Origin of the sequence: Brevundimonas nasdae, assembly GCF_019395145.1 — a bacterium.
GTDB classification, from domain to species: domain Bacteria; phylum Pseudomonadota; class Alphaproteobacteria; order Caulobacterales; family Caulobacteraceae; genus Brevundimonas; species Brevundimonas nasdae.
Window position 1 is genome coordinate 125,402 of record NZ_CP080034.1, and the last position, 15,472, is coordinate 140,873.

The 15,472-nt window shown below is 67.0% G+C and carries 15 protein-coding genes; all 15 read right to left on the reverse strand.

What is annotated here, in order from left to right; translation table 11 throughout:
- Positions 1 to 14 precede the first annotated feature (14 nt).
- Positions 15 to 2,114 (reverse strand): phage major capsid protein, encoded by a 2,100-nt coding sequence (locus tag KWG56_RS00655; protein WP_219353321.1) that lies wholly within the window; start codon positions 2,112 to 2,114, stop codon positions 15 to 17.
- 12 nt (positions 2,115 to 2,126) lie between these two features.
- Positions 2,127 to 3,653, reverse strand: a complete 1,527-nt coding sequence (locus KWG56_RS00660) for a phage portal protein (RefSeq protein WP_219353322.1) — start codon at positions 3,651 to 3,653, stop codon at positions 2,127 to 2,129.
- Entirely contained in the window at positions 3,653 to 3,862 is a 210-nt protein-coding gene (locus KWG56_RS00665) for a hypothetical protein (RefSeq protein ID WP_219353323.1), read from the reverse strand. The genes KWG56_RS00660 and KWG56_RS00665 overlap by 1 nt, the downstream gene beginning before the upstream one ends.
- Complete coding sequence (locus tag KWG56_RS00670) at positions 3,859 to 5,859, reverse strand: phage terminase large subunit family protein (RefSeq protein WP_219353324.1); 2,001 nt, start codon at positions 5,857 to 5,859, stop codon at positions 3,859 to 3,861. The genes KWG56_RS00665 and KWG56_RS00670 overlap by 4 nt, the downstream gene beginning before the upstream one ends.
- Positions 5,859 to 6,515, reverse strand: coding sequence for a hypothetical protein (locus KWG56_RS00675; protein ID WP_219353325.1), 657 nt, complete (start codon positions 6,513 to 6,515; stop codon positions 5,859 to 5,861). The genes KWG56_RS00670 and KWG56_RS00675 overlap by 1 nt, the downstream gene beginning before the upstream one ends.
- A 214-nt stretch (positions 6,516 to 6,729) precedes the next feature.
- Positions 6,730 to 7,485 carry a hypothetical protein gene (locus tag KWG56_RS00680; protein ID WP_219353326.1) on the reverse strand — a complete coding sequence of 252 codons (756 nt, stop codon included), beginning with the start codon at positions 7,483 to 7,485 and terminating at the stop codon, positions 6,730 to 6,732.
- 274 nt (positions 7,486 to 7,759) lie between these two features.
- Positions 7,760 to 9,451: a DNA primase family protein gene (locus KWG56_RS00685; protein WP_219353327.1), complete on the reverse strand. Its 1,692-nt coding sequence runs from the start codon at positions 9,449 to 9,451 to the stop codon at positions 7,760 to 7,762.
- Entirely contained in the window at positions 9,448 to 11,319 is a 1,872-nt protein-coding gene (locus tag KWG56_RS00690) for a bifunctional DNA primase/polymerase (RefSeq protein ID WP_219353328.1), read from the reverse strand. Before KWG56_RS00690 ends, KWG56_RS00685 begins: the two co-directional genes overlap by 4 nt.
- Positions 11,316 to 11,678: a hypothetical protein gene (locus KWG56_RS00695; RefSeq protein WP_219353329.1), complete on the reverse strand. Its 363-nt coding sequence runs from the start codon at positions 11,676 to 11,678 to the stop codon at positions 11,316 to 11,318. The genes KWG56_RS00690 and KWG56_RS00695 overlap by 4 nt, the downstream gene beginning before the upstream one ends.
- On the reverse strand, positions 11,675 to 12,634 hold the full coding sequence (locus KWG56_RS00700) for an AAA family ATPase (RefSeq protein ID WP_154725457.1): 960 nt from the start codon (positions 12,632 to 12,634) through the stop codon (positions 11,675 to 11,677). The genes KWG56_RS00695 and KWG56_RS00700 overlap by 4 nt, the downstream gene beginning before the upstream one ends.
- 2 nt (positions 12,635 to 12,636) lie before the next feature.
- Positions 12,637 to 13,317, reverse strand: coding sequence for a DUF2312 domain-containing protein (locus KWG56_RS00705; protein WP_219353330.1), 681 nt, complete (start codon positions 13,315 to 13,317; stop codon positions 12,637 to 12,639).
- Positions 13,314 to 14,093 carry a hypothetical protein gene (locus tag KWG56_RS00710; protein ID WP_219353331.1) on the reverse strand — a complete coding sequence of 260 codons (780 nt, stop codon included), beginning with the start codon at positions 14,091 to 14,093 and terminating at the stop codon, positions 13,314 to 13,316. Before KWG56_RS00710 ends, KWG56_RS00705 begins: the two co-directional genes overlap by 4 nt.
- A gap of 59 nt (positions 14,094 to 14,152) precedes the next feature.
- Positions 14,153 to 14,845: a DNA methyltransferase gene (locus KWG56_RS00715; RefSeq protein WP_219353332.1), complete on the reverse strand. Its 693-nt coding sequence runs from the start codon at positions 14,843 to 14,845 to the stop codon at positions 14,153 to 14,155.
- A gap of 47 nt (positions 14,846 to 14,892) precedes the next feature.
- Complete coding sequence (locus KWG56_RS00720) at positions 14,893 to 15,081, reverse strand: hypothetical protein (protein ID WP_219353333.1); 189 nt, start codon at positions 15,079 to 15,081, stop codon at positions 14,893 to 14,895.
- On the reverse strand, positions 15,078 to 15,470 hold the full coding sequence (locus tag KWG56_RS00725) for a hypothetical protein (RefSeq protein WP_219353334.1): 393 nt from the start codon (positions 15,468 to 15,470) through the stop codon (positions 15,078 to 15,080). Before KWG56_RS00725 ends, KWG56_RS00720 begins: the two co-directional genes overlap by 4 nt.
- Positions 15,471 to 15,472: the final 2 nt, after the last annotated feature.

A 15,472-nucleotide genomic window follows, 5' to 3' on the forward strand; every position in this document is an offset into this window, starting at 1 on the left:
CCGGGAGAGGGGGATCAGTCGCCCGCGTTGCGGTAACCGAAGCGGAAGTCCTGGGCGCCACAGCCGAAGTCATGCTCCAGCGAGATCTTGACGCCCTGCTGACCGAACACGTTCTCGACGCGCAGGCGCGGAGCGGTGAAGCCATCCAGCAGGCCCCAGGTCCAGTTCGCCCCGAACGCCTGGTCGGCGTACAGTTCCCAGCTGTTGCCGGTCAGCTGGCCCGCCACGACGGTCCGCAGTTTGCCTTCAAACGGGTTGTATTCACCGTTCGGACGGGCGGCGACCGCCTTGTCCGCCTCTGTTTCCTTGTCAGGCGACACCAGCAGGATCGAGGGCGGCGTGCCCATGACCGCGCCCGCCGGGGTCTTCTGCTTGCGTATCCCCGCGCGACCGGCTGACAGTGCCGCTTCGGTGATCGCCGTGCCCGTGCCGGCCTTGTTGCCGTGATCGGCATGGAAGACGGTCTTGTTGTCCTCCAGCAACTTCGGACCGTCGCCAGAGTTGACGGCCTTCATGGCGAAGAACGTCAGTTCCTCGAACAGAGCGATCATATTGCCCTGGCTGGCCAGGACCCGATCAATGGCGCCGATGTGGTCGTTGATCATCAGCTGACGCGACAGACCGAACTGGATGCCATAGGCGCCGACCGCGACGCGCTCATGCCCCTCGCCAAAGGTGCCGAACTTGATCTCGCCGGCTTCGGTGACAGGCTTCAGGGTCGGGAAATCGCCCGGCCGCAGCACTTCGTGCGGACGGAAGTCCACGAAGGTCATCTGCTGGGCGATGCTGCGATAGATCGGCTGGGCGACCCGGTACTGTTCCGCCAGGCGCTGATTGAGGGCGCCGGAGAGCAGCAACGGGAAGTCCGACGTGGTGTGGAACGCCCGCTCATACAGTTCAATACGCTCGGCCGTCGAACGGGGCGCGGTGCGCTCGCCCAGGCAGACCATGGCAAGGTCCGACAGATTATGCCGCGCATAGGGTTGCGCCTCGGCCGGCATTTCGGCCTGACCGCCGTTGCCGGTGCGCAGACCGTGCAGGATGGCGGCGCGGATGCCGCTGCGCTGCGTATCGACTTCGTCGGTTACGATCGAGGCGCGCGATCCGCCGGTCGGCAGGTTCTGGGTGTTGGCAGCCTGACGCGCGGCAGCGGCCTCAAGGATGGCGCGCGAGACCGATCCATAGTCCGCGCCCGTCGCTTCGAAGGCGGCGCGAACATTGCTCTCGACGCCCAGGCTGCGGGCCTGGTCCTGAAGCTGTAGCATTTCGGCAGGCGACAGGCTGCGGGCGGCCTCGGGAACGGCCGGCGCGGCGGGAGCGGCCGGTGCTGCGGGCGCCGGGGGAGTCGGAGCCGCACGGGCTTCCGGCGTCGCCGGGGGCGTGGGCGCGGCAGGCGCGGCAGGCGCACCGCCCCCTTGATCGGTATTGGGTTGGAACAAAGCGCGCGCTGCGCCGAAGGCGGCCAGCACGCCGCCCGCCAGAAGGGATCGTCTCATGTCATCCTCGGAGGGTTGGGGAGCGGCGGAACCGCTGGGATTGCCGGGGTTTAGGGACCGAACCCCGGCGTTCGGATCGGCAGGCACCGAGACGAGGGAGGCTTCCAGAAGCTCCCATTCCGTGGCCCGCCAGATTTCGTGGTCGTTCTCAAGGACCTCGACCAGCTTCCAGTTTCGCACCTGGTAGCCGATGGAGATCCCGGTCAGTTCGCTGCGCTGGACCATGCCCGCGAACTCTCGGCCGCGTGACGTATCGGCGAACCGGATGACGGCGCACAAGGCGGCGCCTTCCATCCAGATTCGTTCGACGACGCCGATGACATCGTTCGAGTTATGATTGAACAGGAACCGCACCTGGTTCTGGTTGACGCGGGCGAGGTCGATCGCCCCGGCGCCCATGTCCAGTTCCTCGGACCACCACAACCGCTGAACCCGCGCGCCGGTCGCCAGGACGGCCTCGACCGTGCGGGTTTCGGCGTTGTAGCTGCCGCCCGTGAAGGCGACGTAGCGGCTTTGCTGGGCGGCCGGCGCGCCACCGCGACGTTCCTGGACCGGCGCGGGCTGGTCGCGGAAAAGGGTGCGCGGCCCGCCGACGCGGGATGCCAAAACATTGTGCATGTCGGGTTCCTCTCAGTCCTCGATCAGGCCGAGGGCTTGGCTCAACAGGGATCGAAGGGCTTGGTCGCCGTCGCCCTTGGGTCTCAGATATCCGGCCGCCGGTTGCAGCGATCCGCTGCCGTTCACACGTCTGGGATCGGTGTCGATGGCGATGCCATACTTGTCGATCAGGGCGTTGATCTCAGCCTGAGCCTTCATGGCCCCCTCCATGTCCAGACCGTAGGCCGACAAGAGGCGGGCCATGGCGCCAGGGATGGCGCGGGCCTCGATCACCTTGGCCATGATCTCTTTAAGCGGATCGGTCAGGGCGCGCGGCGGCGCCAGGACTTCGTATCGAACCTTGGCGAGTTCGGCGTCGCCCTCCAGCACGCCCAGTCGCATCACGCGCCGGAACGCCGGCCCGATGAACGACGGGTCCAAGGTGTGCTGGGTCCAGTCGTCGAGCCGCGCGTGATAAGCGATGTTTTCGCTGCGCATGCTGGTGAAGTTCGACTGGCTGTAGTCGCCGGTGCCCAGATGGTAGGGGACCCCGATACCGGCGCAGACCTGCATGGCCTCCGTGCGCAGGAATCCATCACCATCGCCAGATGACGACGGCGCGATGGCCGTGGGCGCCTCTTCGCCCGGCTGACCGTAGATGATCATGCCGGGGCGCAGTTGCTCCTGATACTGGCCGCTGGCGCGCTTTTCCTGTTCGCCCCACGCAAACGCCTCGCCTCCATCGCCGGGTCGGCGGAACAGGGCCAGACAGGCTTCGATCCGCTTCTTGACGCGGATGGCGCGCTTCGTCTCCGACCTTTCGTGTTCGGTCTCAAGACTGGCGTGCATCAAAGGCACGCCGCGTGTCATGCCCGGCTCCAACCGTTCATAGACCAGGTCCACATCGCGGGCATCGACCCGGCGGCGCTTGCCTGCATTGACCATGATCAGGTCGCCGGGATGATCCTCCCAGATGTGATAGGCGACGACGCGATTGCTGCGGTCGAACTCGACGCCCATGACGATCTTGGCCCCGCCGTTCAGGGTCTGGGTCAGGGTGTGATCTAGATAGTCGCCCGAGATGACCATGACGCGCTGATCGGGCTTGCCGTCCTCCGGCATCCAAACCAGCAGGCAGTCGGCGTCGATCAGACCCGACGCGGCCTGACGCTGGATCCCGTAGAAATCGTCTCGACCATCCAGCGGTCGGGCGCAAAACTCATCCCAACGACGTTGAGCCCGCTCCCGAACGGCCGGATCGTCGTGCAGCACCCGAACCGTGATCCCGTCGCCGATCAGGCCGACGATCAGGTTCCGCTTTAGCGCCGCCAGCAGCGGATTGCTGCGGACCATGCGGCGTTGCCGCCCGCGCATCAGACCCAGATCGCCCGAAATGGCGGCGTCCGGCGACCGGGCGTCTCCGCGCCAATCGCGGTTCAACCGGCCTCGGTCGCCTGCGGCATAGGACCTCTGACGACGCAGATCATCCAGCCCGACCCGATAGGCTTCCCGCTGGTAGCCAAGGCGCGGCGAGACGGCGGAGATCAGACGATCAAACATCAGTCGTCTCCGAAGGTGGCGACCGTGGCGCCATATCGACGCAGGCCGGTGACGCCCGACGCCGCCTGCGCCCGTGTCAGGATCGCGATACGCTTCTCGATCTCTTCCGCCGTGTGGAAGGTCGTATCCTTGTCGCCGACCTTCACACGCAGCGTGTCGTTGGCTAGGGCGGCGTAGAGGGCCGCGATCTCGGCCGAATAGTCGGTCATGCGATCCAGTCCTCTCCGGCGCCTACGCCGATCCAGTCGTTGTCGTCACCGCCGCTGGTCCCAGCCTCGGTGCTGGACTGAGCAGGCGGATTGGCCGGTGTTTCCTCGGCCGTGCGAGCGGCGCTCGCGTCGGCGGAAGCCGTCGCCATCATCAAGTCTTCCAGGTCCAACTGACCGGTCTCGGGCGGACAATCCCGCTCGGCCTCCAGCTGATCCCAAGTCCGATCCGGCAGGCTGCGGACCCCTAAGCGGATTGCAGCGGCCTCGGCTTGAAGGTGGGTGTCCAGGCCTTCGTTCGCCTGCGAGGGGTCCTTGACCCATTGGTACACGGTGAAGCCGTCGCGGCGCTTGATCGGCTTGCGCCGCTCGGCCGTCAGTTGACGGAAGAACTCGTCATCCAACCCTTTCGGCAGGCCGATGAACCCACGCCCTTGCGGGTCCAGGCGGCCCAGGTTGCGATACAGCGCCATCTTCAGCGTGGACGTGCCGAAGTTGTAGAACCGGCGGCTATACTTCAGCAGCTTGCCCGCCCGGTTCCGTTCCTTGCGGACCCGTTCCAGCAGCGGCGCATTCTCTGAGTTGGCGCCCCGCACCATGATGACGCGGCCCGCCGGATGGCGTTTCGCGAAGCCCCAGACATCCTCGGTCCAAGCGTTGCCGTCGATGGCCAGCAGATCGACGCCCAGACGCCGCCCGTGAGCGTTCAACCAGGTCTGATCCAGCAGGCCGTCCAGCAACTTCTGGCATTTGGCGTCGCTGATGTGTCCGGGGAACACGCCGACATCCACGATCCAACGGCGGAAGTCCCGTCCGAACGCCACCACCTGCCACTCGACCCGGTCGCCCTGACAGTCGACCCCGATGGTGATCAGCAGGCCGCCGGCTGGAATGCGACCGCGTACGTAGTCGCTCTCGGATGCCCGATCCCGCAGGACCTCCCAATCCACGGCTTCGTCGGCCGACCGATACGGCAGGCCGGCGACATCGTTCATGAACACCTGCTCGCCAGCGGCGTCGCCCTTGGCGGCGAACCAGCGGCGCGCGATGCCTTCCCAACTCTGGAGCGGGAAGTAGGCGCACCACAGCCAGAACGACCGGTGCTGGCGCATCATGTGCGGACGCCGCGCAACCCAGCGAACCCGCGCGACCATGGCGGCGCGGTGATGCTCGTGAATCTCGCACCCGCATTCGATGCAGGTGAAGTGCGCCTTCTCTGGCGCGGCCTCGTCCAGCTGGGCCAGCATATTGGCCCATTCCAGCACCTGGTAGGCGTCACAATGGGGGCAGGGCACCTCCGGGTATTCCTGGCTCCCCGCCTCCAGATTCTTCGTGATCCGGCATCCCGGCATCACCAGAGGCGTCGAGACCTTGAAGATCTTGGCGAACTCGAAGCCCCAGGACCGGGTGTCGCCCTGCGTCTCGGGATCACCAGCCGAGTTCATCTCCCACTTGGCCAAGTCGTCCTGCACCTGGCGGGGCATGGACACCTGCGACAGCCCGGCCGGGGAGTTGGCCCCAGCGATCTGGATGGCGCCCTTACGGTCGATCCGTTCCTTGAACAGGACCGAGTTTGCGCCGTCGCGCGACTTCTCCGGGAACAACTTCCGCGCCGCCGCTAGCCCCCGGATCATCGGAGACAGCTTCATCTTCGACCAGCGTGACCCGTTCTCTTCGGTCGGGTGGATGTAGAGGAAGTCACCCGTGTCCAGGATCATCGACCCCAGCGTGAAGATATTCGCCAGAACCGTGCCGCCGACCTGCGCCGACTTGGATAGACTGACGATCCGGCAAGGATCGTCAGGGCCAAACGCCCCCAGGATGGCGTCGAACAAAGGGAACTGCGCCCGGCTGTAGGGGCCGGGAAGGGGGCTCTCCCGCTTGGAGAACACGATGTTCTCTTCCGCGAACGCCAAATAGTCGATGACCGGCGGCGGCTCCAAGGCGTCGCCTATCGCCGTCCAGGCCAGCGCGGCCGTGTTGGCGACATGGATGTTCATCACGCCGCCTCGGTCGAGGCGTTGGCGTCGTCCTCGATCGCCGCCGGCAACTCCGAACCGGCCCGCCGTGCGGCCTGCGCCGCACTGGCGCGCACCTTACGAAACTCGCCGCGCAACAGATGCAGCACGTCGCGCTGCGGGACCTCGAACCGGGCGGCAATGGCTTGGGCGAAATCGGTTAGCGCGCCCTCGAACACGTTGACCATGCCCAAGGCGACTTGGTCGTACCCGACGCGGACGTCGATCGTGCGGCAATACTCGCCCCGGCTGGCGAGTTCCTTTTTCAGGGCCTCTCGGTTCTTGAACTCTATCTCGCGCAGCTTTTCGCGCTTGATCTGCTCCTCGACCGTATCGACCACCGGCGCCATCGGAGCCTGCGTTGCCCCGGCGGGTTCGTTAGCGTGCCGCGCGAGCGGCGCTCGCAGCCGGGTCTTCAGTCCGTTGCCGAACCGCTGCCCGACATCGATCCGGGATCGCAGCTGGGCTTGGGCGATGTCCACTCGAACCCTGGCGCGCGGCCCGACGCCGTCCAGCGCCTCCTCGGTCATCTTGCCTTCCGAGATCCACTGGGACACCCGCCCCGGCGAAACTCCGCAAAGCGCTGCGAACTCGCCCTTAGAGACGGTTTCGGTGGCCGCCCCTTGAGCGTCGGTCAAAGCTAAACCTCCGTCCTTTAGGGTGGGCTTGAGTTTTAGGCTTTCGAAAGTGGCCCAGGCTGCTGAATGATTGCGCTCAGCCTCACCGCATAGGGGTGGCCCCGGGGAGGACCCGCGACCCCGACCCTAAGTCATTGATCGGGCACGAAAAACCCGCCGAACCGGAAGGGCTGGCGGGTCAAAGGCGCAACATTGAGCGCATCCCTTTAGTGCCTCAATCCGTGCCCGATTCGCAAGTGGGTCGGGGCTTGCGTTCGACGATAAGCACCGGCCGGGCCGCATCCAGCGCGACCACAAGGGCGGCCGCGTTGGCCTTGCGGGGGTTGCTCCCCGCCCCGAGGGAACGCAGCGTCCGACCCTCGCCAGCGACAGCCCGCAGCACCCGCAGCGCCCGCTGGGTCGGGTCGGCCCTCAACACCAGGGCCTCGGCCGTGGTCAATCGCACCCCGGCATAGGCGCGGAACAGACCCCGGGCGGCAGCCCCGTCCGATGACGACGCCTTGATCGAGGCCTCATTCACCCGTCCCAGCTGCGATCCCAGCTGCGACGCGCCGACGATTTCGAACAGCACGCGATAGGCCAAACCCGTGGCGGCCTGATCGTCGTTGATGTCCTCCGCCTGCTGAGCGGACCACAAGCCGTCACGCGATCCAAGCCGCAGTGCGCCGGCATCGTTGTAGGTGGCCACGTCCTCGCCGACGGCATGGGCTTGATCGACGATCTCATCCATCCCGGCCCGCAGTTCGCGGTTCACGGCGTCAGCGATGCGGCCTGCATCGATACGATCCTGGCGGCCCTCGACCGTGGCGCTGTGCGGCGCCTGGTGACCGCGAACGCAGAGGGCGGCGGCATGGCGCAGGCGACGACGTTGGCTGACGTCGCAGCCGATCACGTCGGCGTTCCGATAGAGGTGCAGGGCGAGTGGTTCGCCCTGTTCTCTTTCGATGAAGTTTTCTGGATTGTTTCTCATTTCACCAAATCCAAACCCAAAGGGATCAGCACACCGACCCCGCAAATCCCGCTCACAGCAGACGGACGATCGCTCACCCGTTCACGCCGCTCCGCCCGCACACCCGGCTTATGGAAGCCAACCCCGCCGCATCGTCCGTATCGTCCGTCATCGTCCGTTCTCCCCGCCACGACTGGCTTTGCGGGCCGGAGGATGGACGGACGGACAGAGGTTCGAAGGTCCGGCGAGGTCGCTCGCGGTGACCAGACCCAGACCTTGATCGTCCGTTCGTCCGTCATCGTCCGTCATCGTCGCCCTCCCAATCCGTGTCGGGAGGCAGGAACGCGCCGTCGTCCGGCTCGCTGGAGACGCCGCCAGATTCGTACCCGCCGGGGCCAGACCCGGTATCGGCCGCGCGCGCGGGCGAGGCCTCGGAACCGGACTGGGTCGGGCCGCCTGCCGGGGCGTCCTGCGGCGTGCGCAGACGGGCACCCATGCGGGTGATCTTGCCGTCGGTATCCTTGGACCCCAGCCCGATCTGAAGGTCGCTCAGCGTGCCCCCGAACGCCTTCTGGCTCATGGCCTTGTCGTGACCGTTCTCGGTCATCCACGCCTGGTAATCCTTGAACAGCACGGTCGCCCCGATGCGCGCGCCGTCCTCCCGGATCACCCGATCCTCGAACCACTGGACGAAGGGATTGGCCCCCTTGCGATAGTCTTCCAGCGCCTCTTTCAGGTCCGGCACATCCTTCAGACCTTCGTCCATCCAGGCCAGCACCCCCTCGATCAGCCAGTTCAGGATGCCGTCCGCTTCCCGCTTCAGCTTCTTGGGCAGGTCATGGTCGATCTGGTCTTCGGGCACGACCTTCAGCCAGCGCATGATCTTCAGGCGCCGCCAGATGCCGTTGTCCGTGTCGTTGATCGTCGGCTTGCGGTTGCACTCGATCACCACCTTGCCGACGGGTTCGAACTCGAACAGCGCCTCGCGCAGTTCCCGCGCCTTGATCTTCCCGCCGCCAGTGAACCGCTTGATCTCGCCGGTGGCCAGCTTGGACCCGCTGGGCGGCTCTCCGGCGCACAGCATGCGGCTATCCCCGGCCAGAGCGGCGATATCGGGCGAGGCCTCGGACCCGCGCTTGACGCCCGTGTCCAGGAAGGTCTCCACCCCGACGGTCGTGGCGTAGGTGCCAAGCGCATGGGCCGTGGCGTTCACCACGGTCGATTTCCCGTCGCCGCCCTTGCCCTGGTACACGATGAAGACCTGCTCGCCGGTCTCGCCCGTGGCCATGTAGCCGTGCGCCTTCTGTATCCAGCGGCGGTTCTCGGCCTTCGGGATCGCGTACTTCAGCACCCCGTCGAACAATGGTCGCGTGGCTTCGGGGCGATAGGCCGCCTCGCACAGCCGCGTCATCCGATCGGCGGCGCGGTGCCCCTCGGTCCAGACCACATGAGGCCCGACCACATCATCACCCTTGGCGTTGCGATGCGGACCGTTGCGGAAGCGGATCACCCCGTTCTGGACGTTCAGCGCCAGCGGGTCGGGATCGAAGGCGTCCATGTCGACGTCCATGTACGAGGCTGCCAGGTTCAGCATATTGCCGATCCGGCTGGCGTTCCCGGCCGACACGCCGAAGTCGCGCACCGCCTGGATCGACTTGGAGGCGTAGTTCTTGGCCTCCATTTCGGCGGCCCGGATTTCCATCTGGGCATGCATCGACCGCGCAACCTTGATGGCGTGCCGCTTGGCGCGGGCCTCGCCGGTCTCCAGATCCCAGAACGTGCCGTTGAAGACGATCCAGCCGCGCTTGCGCAGGTACAGCACCGTCGCCTCGCTCAGGTCGATCTCGCCGTCGGGCTGGATGATCCCTCCGGCCATGCGGATGAACCGCAACGCGTTGCCGTCGTCGTTCAGGTCGAACCGCGACATTTCATCGGTCGAAGGGGCCGCCGGCGCTGGACGTCCCCCGACGTCGTCGAAACCACTCACTGACGCACTCCATTGTCGGCCGCGCCCGCTGCAGCCCTCTGCTGTTGATCGTGGAAGCTGACGCCCATGGTCGCCGTCAGCGGCCTAAGCCGCAGCGACACGCCCTCGGGCAGCGCCAGCCGCTCCCAGGCCTGGACGGTCAGGCTGGTGAAATAGGCGGCGGCTTCGTCACCCCTGAGACGCGTCTCGGCCGTGCCGCCGACAACGCCTCGGAACTTCAGCGGAGCGGTGATCAGGTCGCGCCGGATGGCGAACCCGACCTCGGTCACGCCCTGATCGAGAAAGGCGAGCGGAATGCGCCACGGCACGCGCTCCGGGTCGGCACGAGGCGACACGGGATCGACCCGTCCGAACCGGTCCATCATCACCCCGCCGCTGAATGCGGTCAGGTTCAGGCAAGCGACGGCGCGCACCGGGCCGCTGCGGGCCATGCTGCTGGCCACCACCCACGCATCGGCGAAATCCAGACCCACGACGATCGGTCCCGACCCGTCCAGGGCGGTCAGCGCCAGGGCGCGGCCGTGCAGCGCCTGACCCATGAAGCCGCTGACGCGCGTCTCGCTCTGCGTCAGGTCGAACAGCGCCAGGACCTCGATCGGTCCGCCGCCGTCCACCGTCATCGGGGCCAGCAACATGGGCTTCAGTTCGCCGTCGCGGTCCGGCGCCTCGGGGTGAAACCGCAACCGGCCCAGCGCGCCGGGCACGCCATCGGGGTCCAGTGCGAGACCGCGCATCCACCGCCGCACCACGCCGTTGTCGGCCGAGGTCGCCTCGCGCCAATAGGCGGCGGCGTCCAGGGCGCGCTGGGCCGCATGGTGGCCGCGCACAGGCATGTCCGCCCTGCGCTCTTGCGCCCCGCCTGTCCGCCGCGATGGGTCCGCCTTGCGGGGGTACTGCGCACCCCACGCCATGGCCCGGTCCACCTGGCGGATCAGCTGCGCCTCGGTCATGGCGTCCGGCACATGTACCCGTCCGGCGTTCTCCAGCGCCGCACGGCCATAGGCGTCCTCGATCTCGCCGCCGGCCACCAGGGCGCCGATCCCGACCGACTCGCGGAACAGCACCGTGTCCCGTGTCCCGACGCGCGCCGAGGCGATGGTGGCGCAGACACGGTCCAGGATGATCTCCCCGAACCGCGACGCACGACCAGCCGCCGGCGCACGGGGCGTCATCGGCTTCACGGGCGCGGGCGGCGCGGGCTTCACCAGCAGGATCAGCCAGTCGGGCGCAACCGCGAACGGCAGGTCCTCGGGCGACCGTCCCTCGGCCCAGCGATAGACATAGCCGGGCGCCACGCCCTTCTCTGCATCGCCGGGATGGATGCTGGGCGGGGCCAGGATGTATCCGTCCTGCCCGCGCACATCGACCGGCGCCTTGTCCAGGCGCGAACGGTTGCGGATGATCGGTTCCGACGACGATTTGGGGCACCAGGCGAAGCACCGATGCTCGCCCCGCGCCGTCAGCGACGTCGGCGTGGCGGGCAATGGTCCGTGTTCGGCCTCTTTTGCCACCAACCAAGCCATGGCCTCCGGCCCATCAAGGTCCAGCACCCAAAAACCCGCCAAGGCTCCAGTCGCGATCGCCACATTCGACTGCGCCCCGGCCGTCACGGGCCGCAGCAGTTCGGCGTCCGTCGGCGTCCGCCCGCCCTTACGGGCATCCTCTCGCAACGCCTCGATCGGCTTCAGCGGCAGTTGCGCCGTCCCGGCCCAGCGCGAGGCGGTCAGCACGGAGTCGTGCGACGCCATGTGCAGCCCCACGGTGCGGCCATAGGGCGCCTTGGACTTCGCCCGCAGCGGGAAGACCGCGATCCTCGCCTTGGCATAGGCCTGGGCGGCACCGGACAACGACAGGCCGCGAACGGTCATGACTGACCTGCTGGCGGCGCAATGCCGGGCCGCATGGCGGTGTCCTGATCGCTCAGTGCTGCATGCCAGTTTGCGAGCGCTGCGGCTGTGCTGATCGTGTGATGCAGCGCCTTGTCGCGATCACCGGCCAAAGCGGCAAACGCCGCTTTCTGCGCGAGATAGCCGATCAGCCAGAACCAGTCCAAAGGCGACTTTCCGGCGTCATGATCTGATGAAAAGCGCGCGCGCTGATGCTGGGCTTCAGCAACGACACCGCGCGCGAAGTCCTCGACTTCTGGCGTGTTCAGTCGAGCCTTCAGCGCTGCATTCTCGTCCAGCAGGCAGGCTCTGCATCGGCAATCAGGCGGGCTGCAGATCATGGCCGACGCCCCCCAAATGGCACGACAACGTCCTGCCCGGCCGCATCATCCTCGGCCGCTTCCACGTCCGGCAGATCGGCCGCCAGGGGGAGGGGCCACGGCATGACCGTCAGCGCGGGGTCCTTAGCCCCCAGCGACCACAGGCGCGGCGTGCCGAGATCCGGGTGGGGATGGACGCTGGTCAGGATGCGGGCGAACACCGCCTCCCGGCCCATGTCCGACCCGAGGCGGGGACCGATGACGATTTGCCGCTTGATGTTCTCGCACACGGTTTTCATCAAAGCGGGCGAGGCGGAAGAGAAGGCCTCAGCCAGTCGCGCGAGAGCAAGGGCAGGCAGGCCGAACGGCGAGAGATAGCGCGCTAAGATGCGCTCGCGCTCTTCCTGCCCCGGCAGATCGACCGTGATGTGCATGTCGAACCGACGCCAGATCGCCTGGTCGATCCAGTCGGCATGGTTGGTCGCCGCGATCAGGAAACCTTCGTACTGCTCCAGACGCTGCAACAGGGTGCCGACGTACTCATTGCGGTCGTTGTCGGCCGCCTGGCCTGCCTTGCGGCGGTCGCTGGCCAAGGTGTCGAACTCGTCCATGAACAGGACGATGGGCGAACCATCGAACTGCGCCCGCGCCGCTTCGAACAGTGCGCCGATCGTCTGGCTGGTCTCGCCCATGTATTTGCCGATCATACGATCCGGCCGGACCGCCAGCATGGGCAGGCCCAGCCGCGCGGCCATGTGGTGCGCCAGCGTCGTCTTGCCGGTTCCTGGCGGCCCTTCGAACATGGCCCGGCGGCGCGGCTTGATGCCGACCGCCAGCAGTTCCTTGTCCGCCCAGATCTCGGTCAGCCATTCCAGCAGCGCTGCGCGTACAGGCGGCGGCAGGATCGGCTCATCCGCCTGGTCGGGCATGAACAGATCGCCGAACTCGCTTAGGTCTCTCTTGGAATGACGTGACATGATCAGCCTTGGCCCGTTCCCGGACCCATGCCGTCAGACCCGCTCTCCAGCCGCCAGCCCAGGTCCCAGCGCGGGCGCCGGTCGTCGCCGAAGGGGAAAGGATTGCGGATGACGGGCTCGTTTGCGCGGAACGCCTCACGGCCCAAGGCTTCGGCGCCGTCGCCATCGACATCGGGCGCCTCGGCCGGTTTCGCCGTCGGCCGCGTGGGTCGCCCCGGAGCGGGCGCTTGTCCGCCCGTCGCGGCTGGCCAAGGTGTCGAAAGATCGTGCGTCTCGACGTGCCCATCCTTGTCACGCGTCAGCTTCACGCCCTTGCCGCCAGCCTCAACGATGATCGACCCGTTGCTGGGGACCAGGGATTTCAGCGCTTCGGCGACTTCTTCCCGCGACGTGACGTCCACGGCCATCTGATTGACGTGCCGGAACAGCGGCGACTCGGCCTCGTCCCCCAGCGCATGCAGATAGGTGGCGATGATCGCTTCGGACTCTTGCCGATCATGCGGTTTCATCGCCCGCACCTTGATGACGTGGCGGATGGCCTTGGGCACGTATCCACGATGCTTGGCCTCAGCCAGGATCGCGGCGATGTCGTCGGTCATGGTCTGTTTGGCGGCGATCACCGACTCCACGCGTTCGACGATGGACATCAGCTCCTTGCCGGCGGCGGTGTTGCGTCCGGTCATGGCCGGGTTCCTTTCAGGTCAGAGGAGGGGGCAGGAAGACGCAGCGCGGCGCCGAAGCGGGCGGCGTCGTCGGGCCGGGTCAGGCGCGCCTGTGTGCCCGGCGGAATGTCGAAGATGATCGCCCGGCGGCGACCCAGGACGACGGGCAGGCGGGGCCCGACCCCGGGCTTGCACCAGATGAACCAGGCATAGTCGGTCGCGGTCGTACGGGTCGGGTCCCAGAAGCCCCGGTGCATCGGCAGGCGTTCGCTGAACGGCGCGAACACCGTCAGCTGCATCCCGTCGGGACCTTCGCCGTGCAGCAGGCGATGCCGCGCCTGCCCCGACAGGCAGACCAGCCGCAGCAGCATGGCCACGCCCCGACGCGCCCGCGCCCAGGCCTGCTGGATGAAGACCTCGACGTCGTCGAACGGCGGGTTGGTGATGATCCAGTCGGCCCCGCCTACGGAAGCGAACGGATCGGGATCGCCCGCCGTGAAATCGTGCGCGACCCAACCCCGTTCGGCGTACAGCGCCGGGTCATAGATGCAGATGTCGGACCCGTGGACGACGGGGAAATAATCGTCCAGGCCGTGCGCCATCATGCCGACGCCGACCGCGCATTCCCAAGCGCTGCGCGCGCGTGGGTCGATTTGCCGGATGATTTCGCCGCCCGCGCGTGATCCCCACGGACGGGTCGGGAAGAAATCGACGTCGTCGCCCGCTTCGGTTTCGCGCGTGTTCATCACCGCACGGGCGTTGGACGGCAGCATGTGGGGGGCGTTGCCGCGCGTCATCGCACCCCCCCCCGATGTCGGTTGGGATGCGAGCGCCGCTCGCAAGATCCGTTCGGCACTCACTTGTCGTCCCCCAGCATGGAGAGTTGAACCGTTCGAGCAGGCGGCTCGGCGAAAAGCCGGGGCTGGCGATAGGCTTCTTCGAGACGCCGGCACGCGATGTCGAAATATCCGGGATCTCGCTCGACCCCGACAAAGTTCATGCCGAGCCGAACGGCGGCGATGCCCGTCGTTCCAGATCCGGCAAACGGATCGATGATCGATCCGCACCCTTTAGGAAGCTGCCCGATGCACCATTCCATCACCGCCAACGCCTTTTGCGTCGGATGTTCCTTGCCGTCCTGCAGGGCGCGCGACCGGCTACAGGTCTTGCGTCGGATCGCCCCTTCGAACGAGCACCAGGCGAACTCGCAATCCGCGAGCGAGAAACCTTCCTGCCCCTTGTCCCAGACCAGCCACTTCGAAAGCGGGGTCGCGGGCAGCATGTCCGTGAAGTAGTTTCCGCCCCAAACGACGGCGTGCTTAGCAGCCTTCAGGACCAGCGCCATTACCTCTGGACTAGGGCGCTCATTGTCCCAACCGCCGTTGCCGTAATCGACCCAGCCCCAGCGTTCGCTGTTACGATTTCGATCGGCCTTGATGCCATAGGGCGGGTCCGTGACGACGGCGTCGGCCATGGCGAGCGTCGGCAGCACATCCAGGCAATCGCCCAGATGCATGACCGCCCCGCCGATGACTTCGACGCGGCTCATGCCCCCCCCCCCTGGGATGACCGCAAAAAGGATGACCAAGACGCCGATCACGCCGCGCGCTCCACGCGCAGCAAGGCTTCGGCCTCACCGAACTCCACATCGGCGAAGGCGCGGAAGGCGTCGGCCCGCGCCTGCGCCATGGTGGCGTCCTGACGCGTGATGGGGACGCCGCGCGGAATGCGCCGTGCGCAGAAGGCGGCTGTGGCGGACCGCATCTGTTCGTCGCGCGGCCTCATCCGAAGATGTCCTTGCGCGGCTCGACCGATCGCACGTCCGAGACGGGCATGGTCTGGAACAGGGGACGACAGGCCACGACCAGACGCGGGATGTCCCGCGCGGCGTCGCGCCGCTGATCCGGCGACTGTGCGGCAAACGCCTTGCCCAGGCGGATCAAGGTGATCAGATCCGCGCCGTTGTCGGTCTGGCTGGCGGGCAGGGGCTGTTTGCCCGCCTTGTGCGCGGCGCGCGCGAATGACGCGCCATGCCCTTCGGGGTCACGCGCGGCCTTTTCGGCATGACGCAGGAAACGCAACCAGCCCCCGACCTGGTCGGGCGTCAGCGCACGGTGACGACGCGGTCCACGCGGAGAAGCGAAGGGGGCGGTCGCCCTGTTTGCGTCTGCCATGT

Bases quoted from the DNA above. Each gene is read 5' to 3' on its own strand.
- KWG56_RS00655 (WP_219353321.1), bottom strand. From the start codon at position 2,114: ATGCACAATGTTTTGGCATCCCGCGTCGGCGGGCCGCGCACCCTTTTC.
- KWG56_RS00660 (WP_219353322.1), bottom strand. From the start codon at position 3,653: ATGTTTGATCGTCTGATCTCCGCCGTCTCGCCGCGCCTTGGCTACCAG.
- KWG56_RS00665 (WP_219353323.1), bottom strand. From the start codon at position 3,862: ATGACCGACTATTCGGCCGAGATCGCGGCCCTCTACGCCGCCCTAGCC.
- KWG56_RS00670 (WP_219353324.1), bottom strand. From the start codon at position 5,859: ATGAACATCCATGTCGCCAACACGGCCGCGCTGGCCTGGACGGCGATA.
- KWG56_RS00680 (WP_219353326.1), bottom strand. From the start codon at position 7,485: ATGAGAAACAATCCAGAAAACTTCATCGAAAGAGAACAGGGCGAACCA.
- KWG56_RS00690 (WP_219353328.1), bottom strand. From the start codon at position 11,319: ATGACCGTTCGCGGCCTGTCGTTGTCCGGTGCCGCCCAGGCCTATGCC.
- KWG56_RS00695 (WP_219353329.1), bottom strand. From the start codon at position 11,678: ATGATCTGCAGCCCGCCTGATTGCCGATGCAGAGCCTGCCTGCTGGAC.
- KWG56_RS00700 (WP_154725457.1), bottom strand. From the start codon at position 12,634: ATGTCACGTCATTCCAAGAGAGACCTAAGCGAGTTCGGCGATCTGTTC.
- KWG56_RS00705 (WP_219353330.1), bottom strand. From the start codon at position 13,317: ATGACCGGACGCAACACCGCCGCCGGCAAGGAGCTGATGTCCATCGTC.
- KWG56_RS00710 (WP_219353331.1), bottom strand. From the start codon at position 14,093: ATGACGCGCGGCAACGCCCCCCACATGCTGCCGTCCAACGCCCGTGCG.
- KWG56_RS00715 (WP_219353332.1), bottom strand. From the start codon at position 14,845: ATGAGCCGCGTCGAAGTCATCGGCGGGGCGGTCATGCATCTGGGCGAT.
- KWG56_RS00720 (WP_219353333.1), bottom strand. From the start codon at position 15,081: ATGAGGCCGCGCGACGAACAGATGCGGTCCGCCACAGCCGCCTTCTGC.
- KWG56_RS00725 (WP_219353334.1), bottom strand. From the start codon at position 15,470: ATGGCAGACGCAAACAGGGCGACCGCCCCCTTCGCTTCTCCGCGTGGA.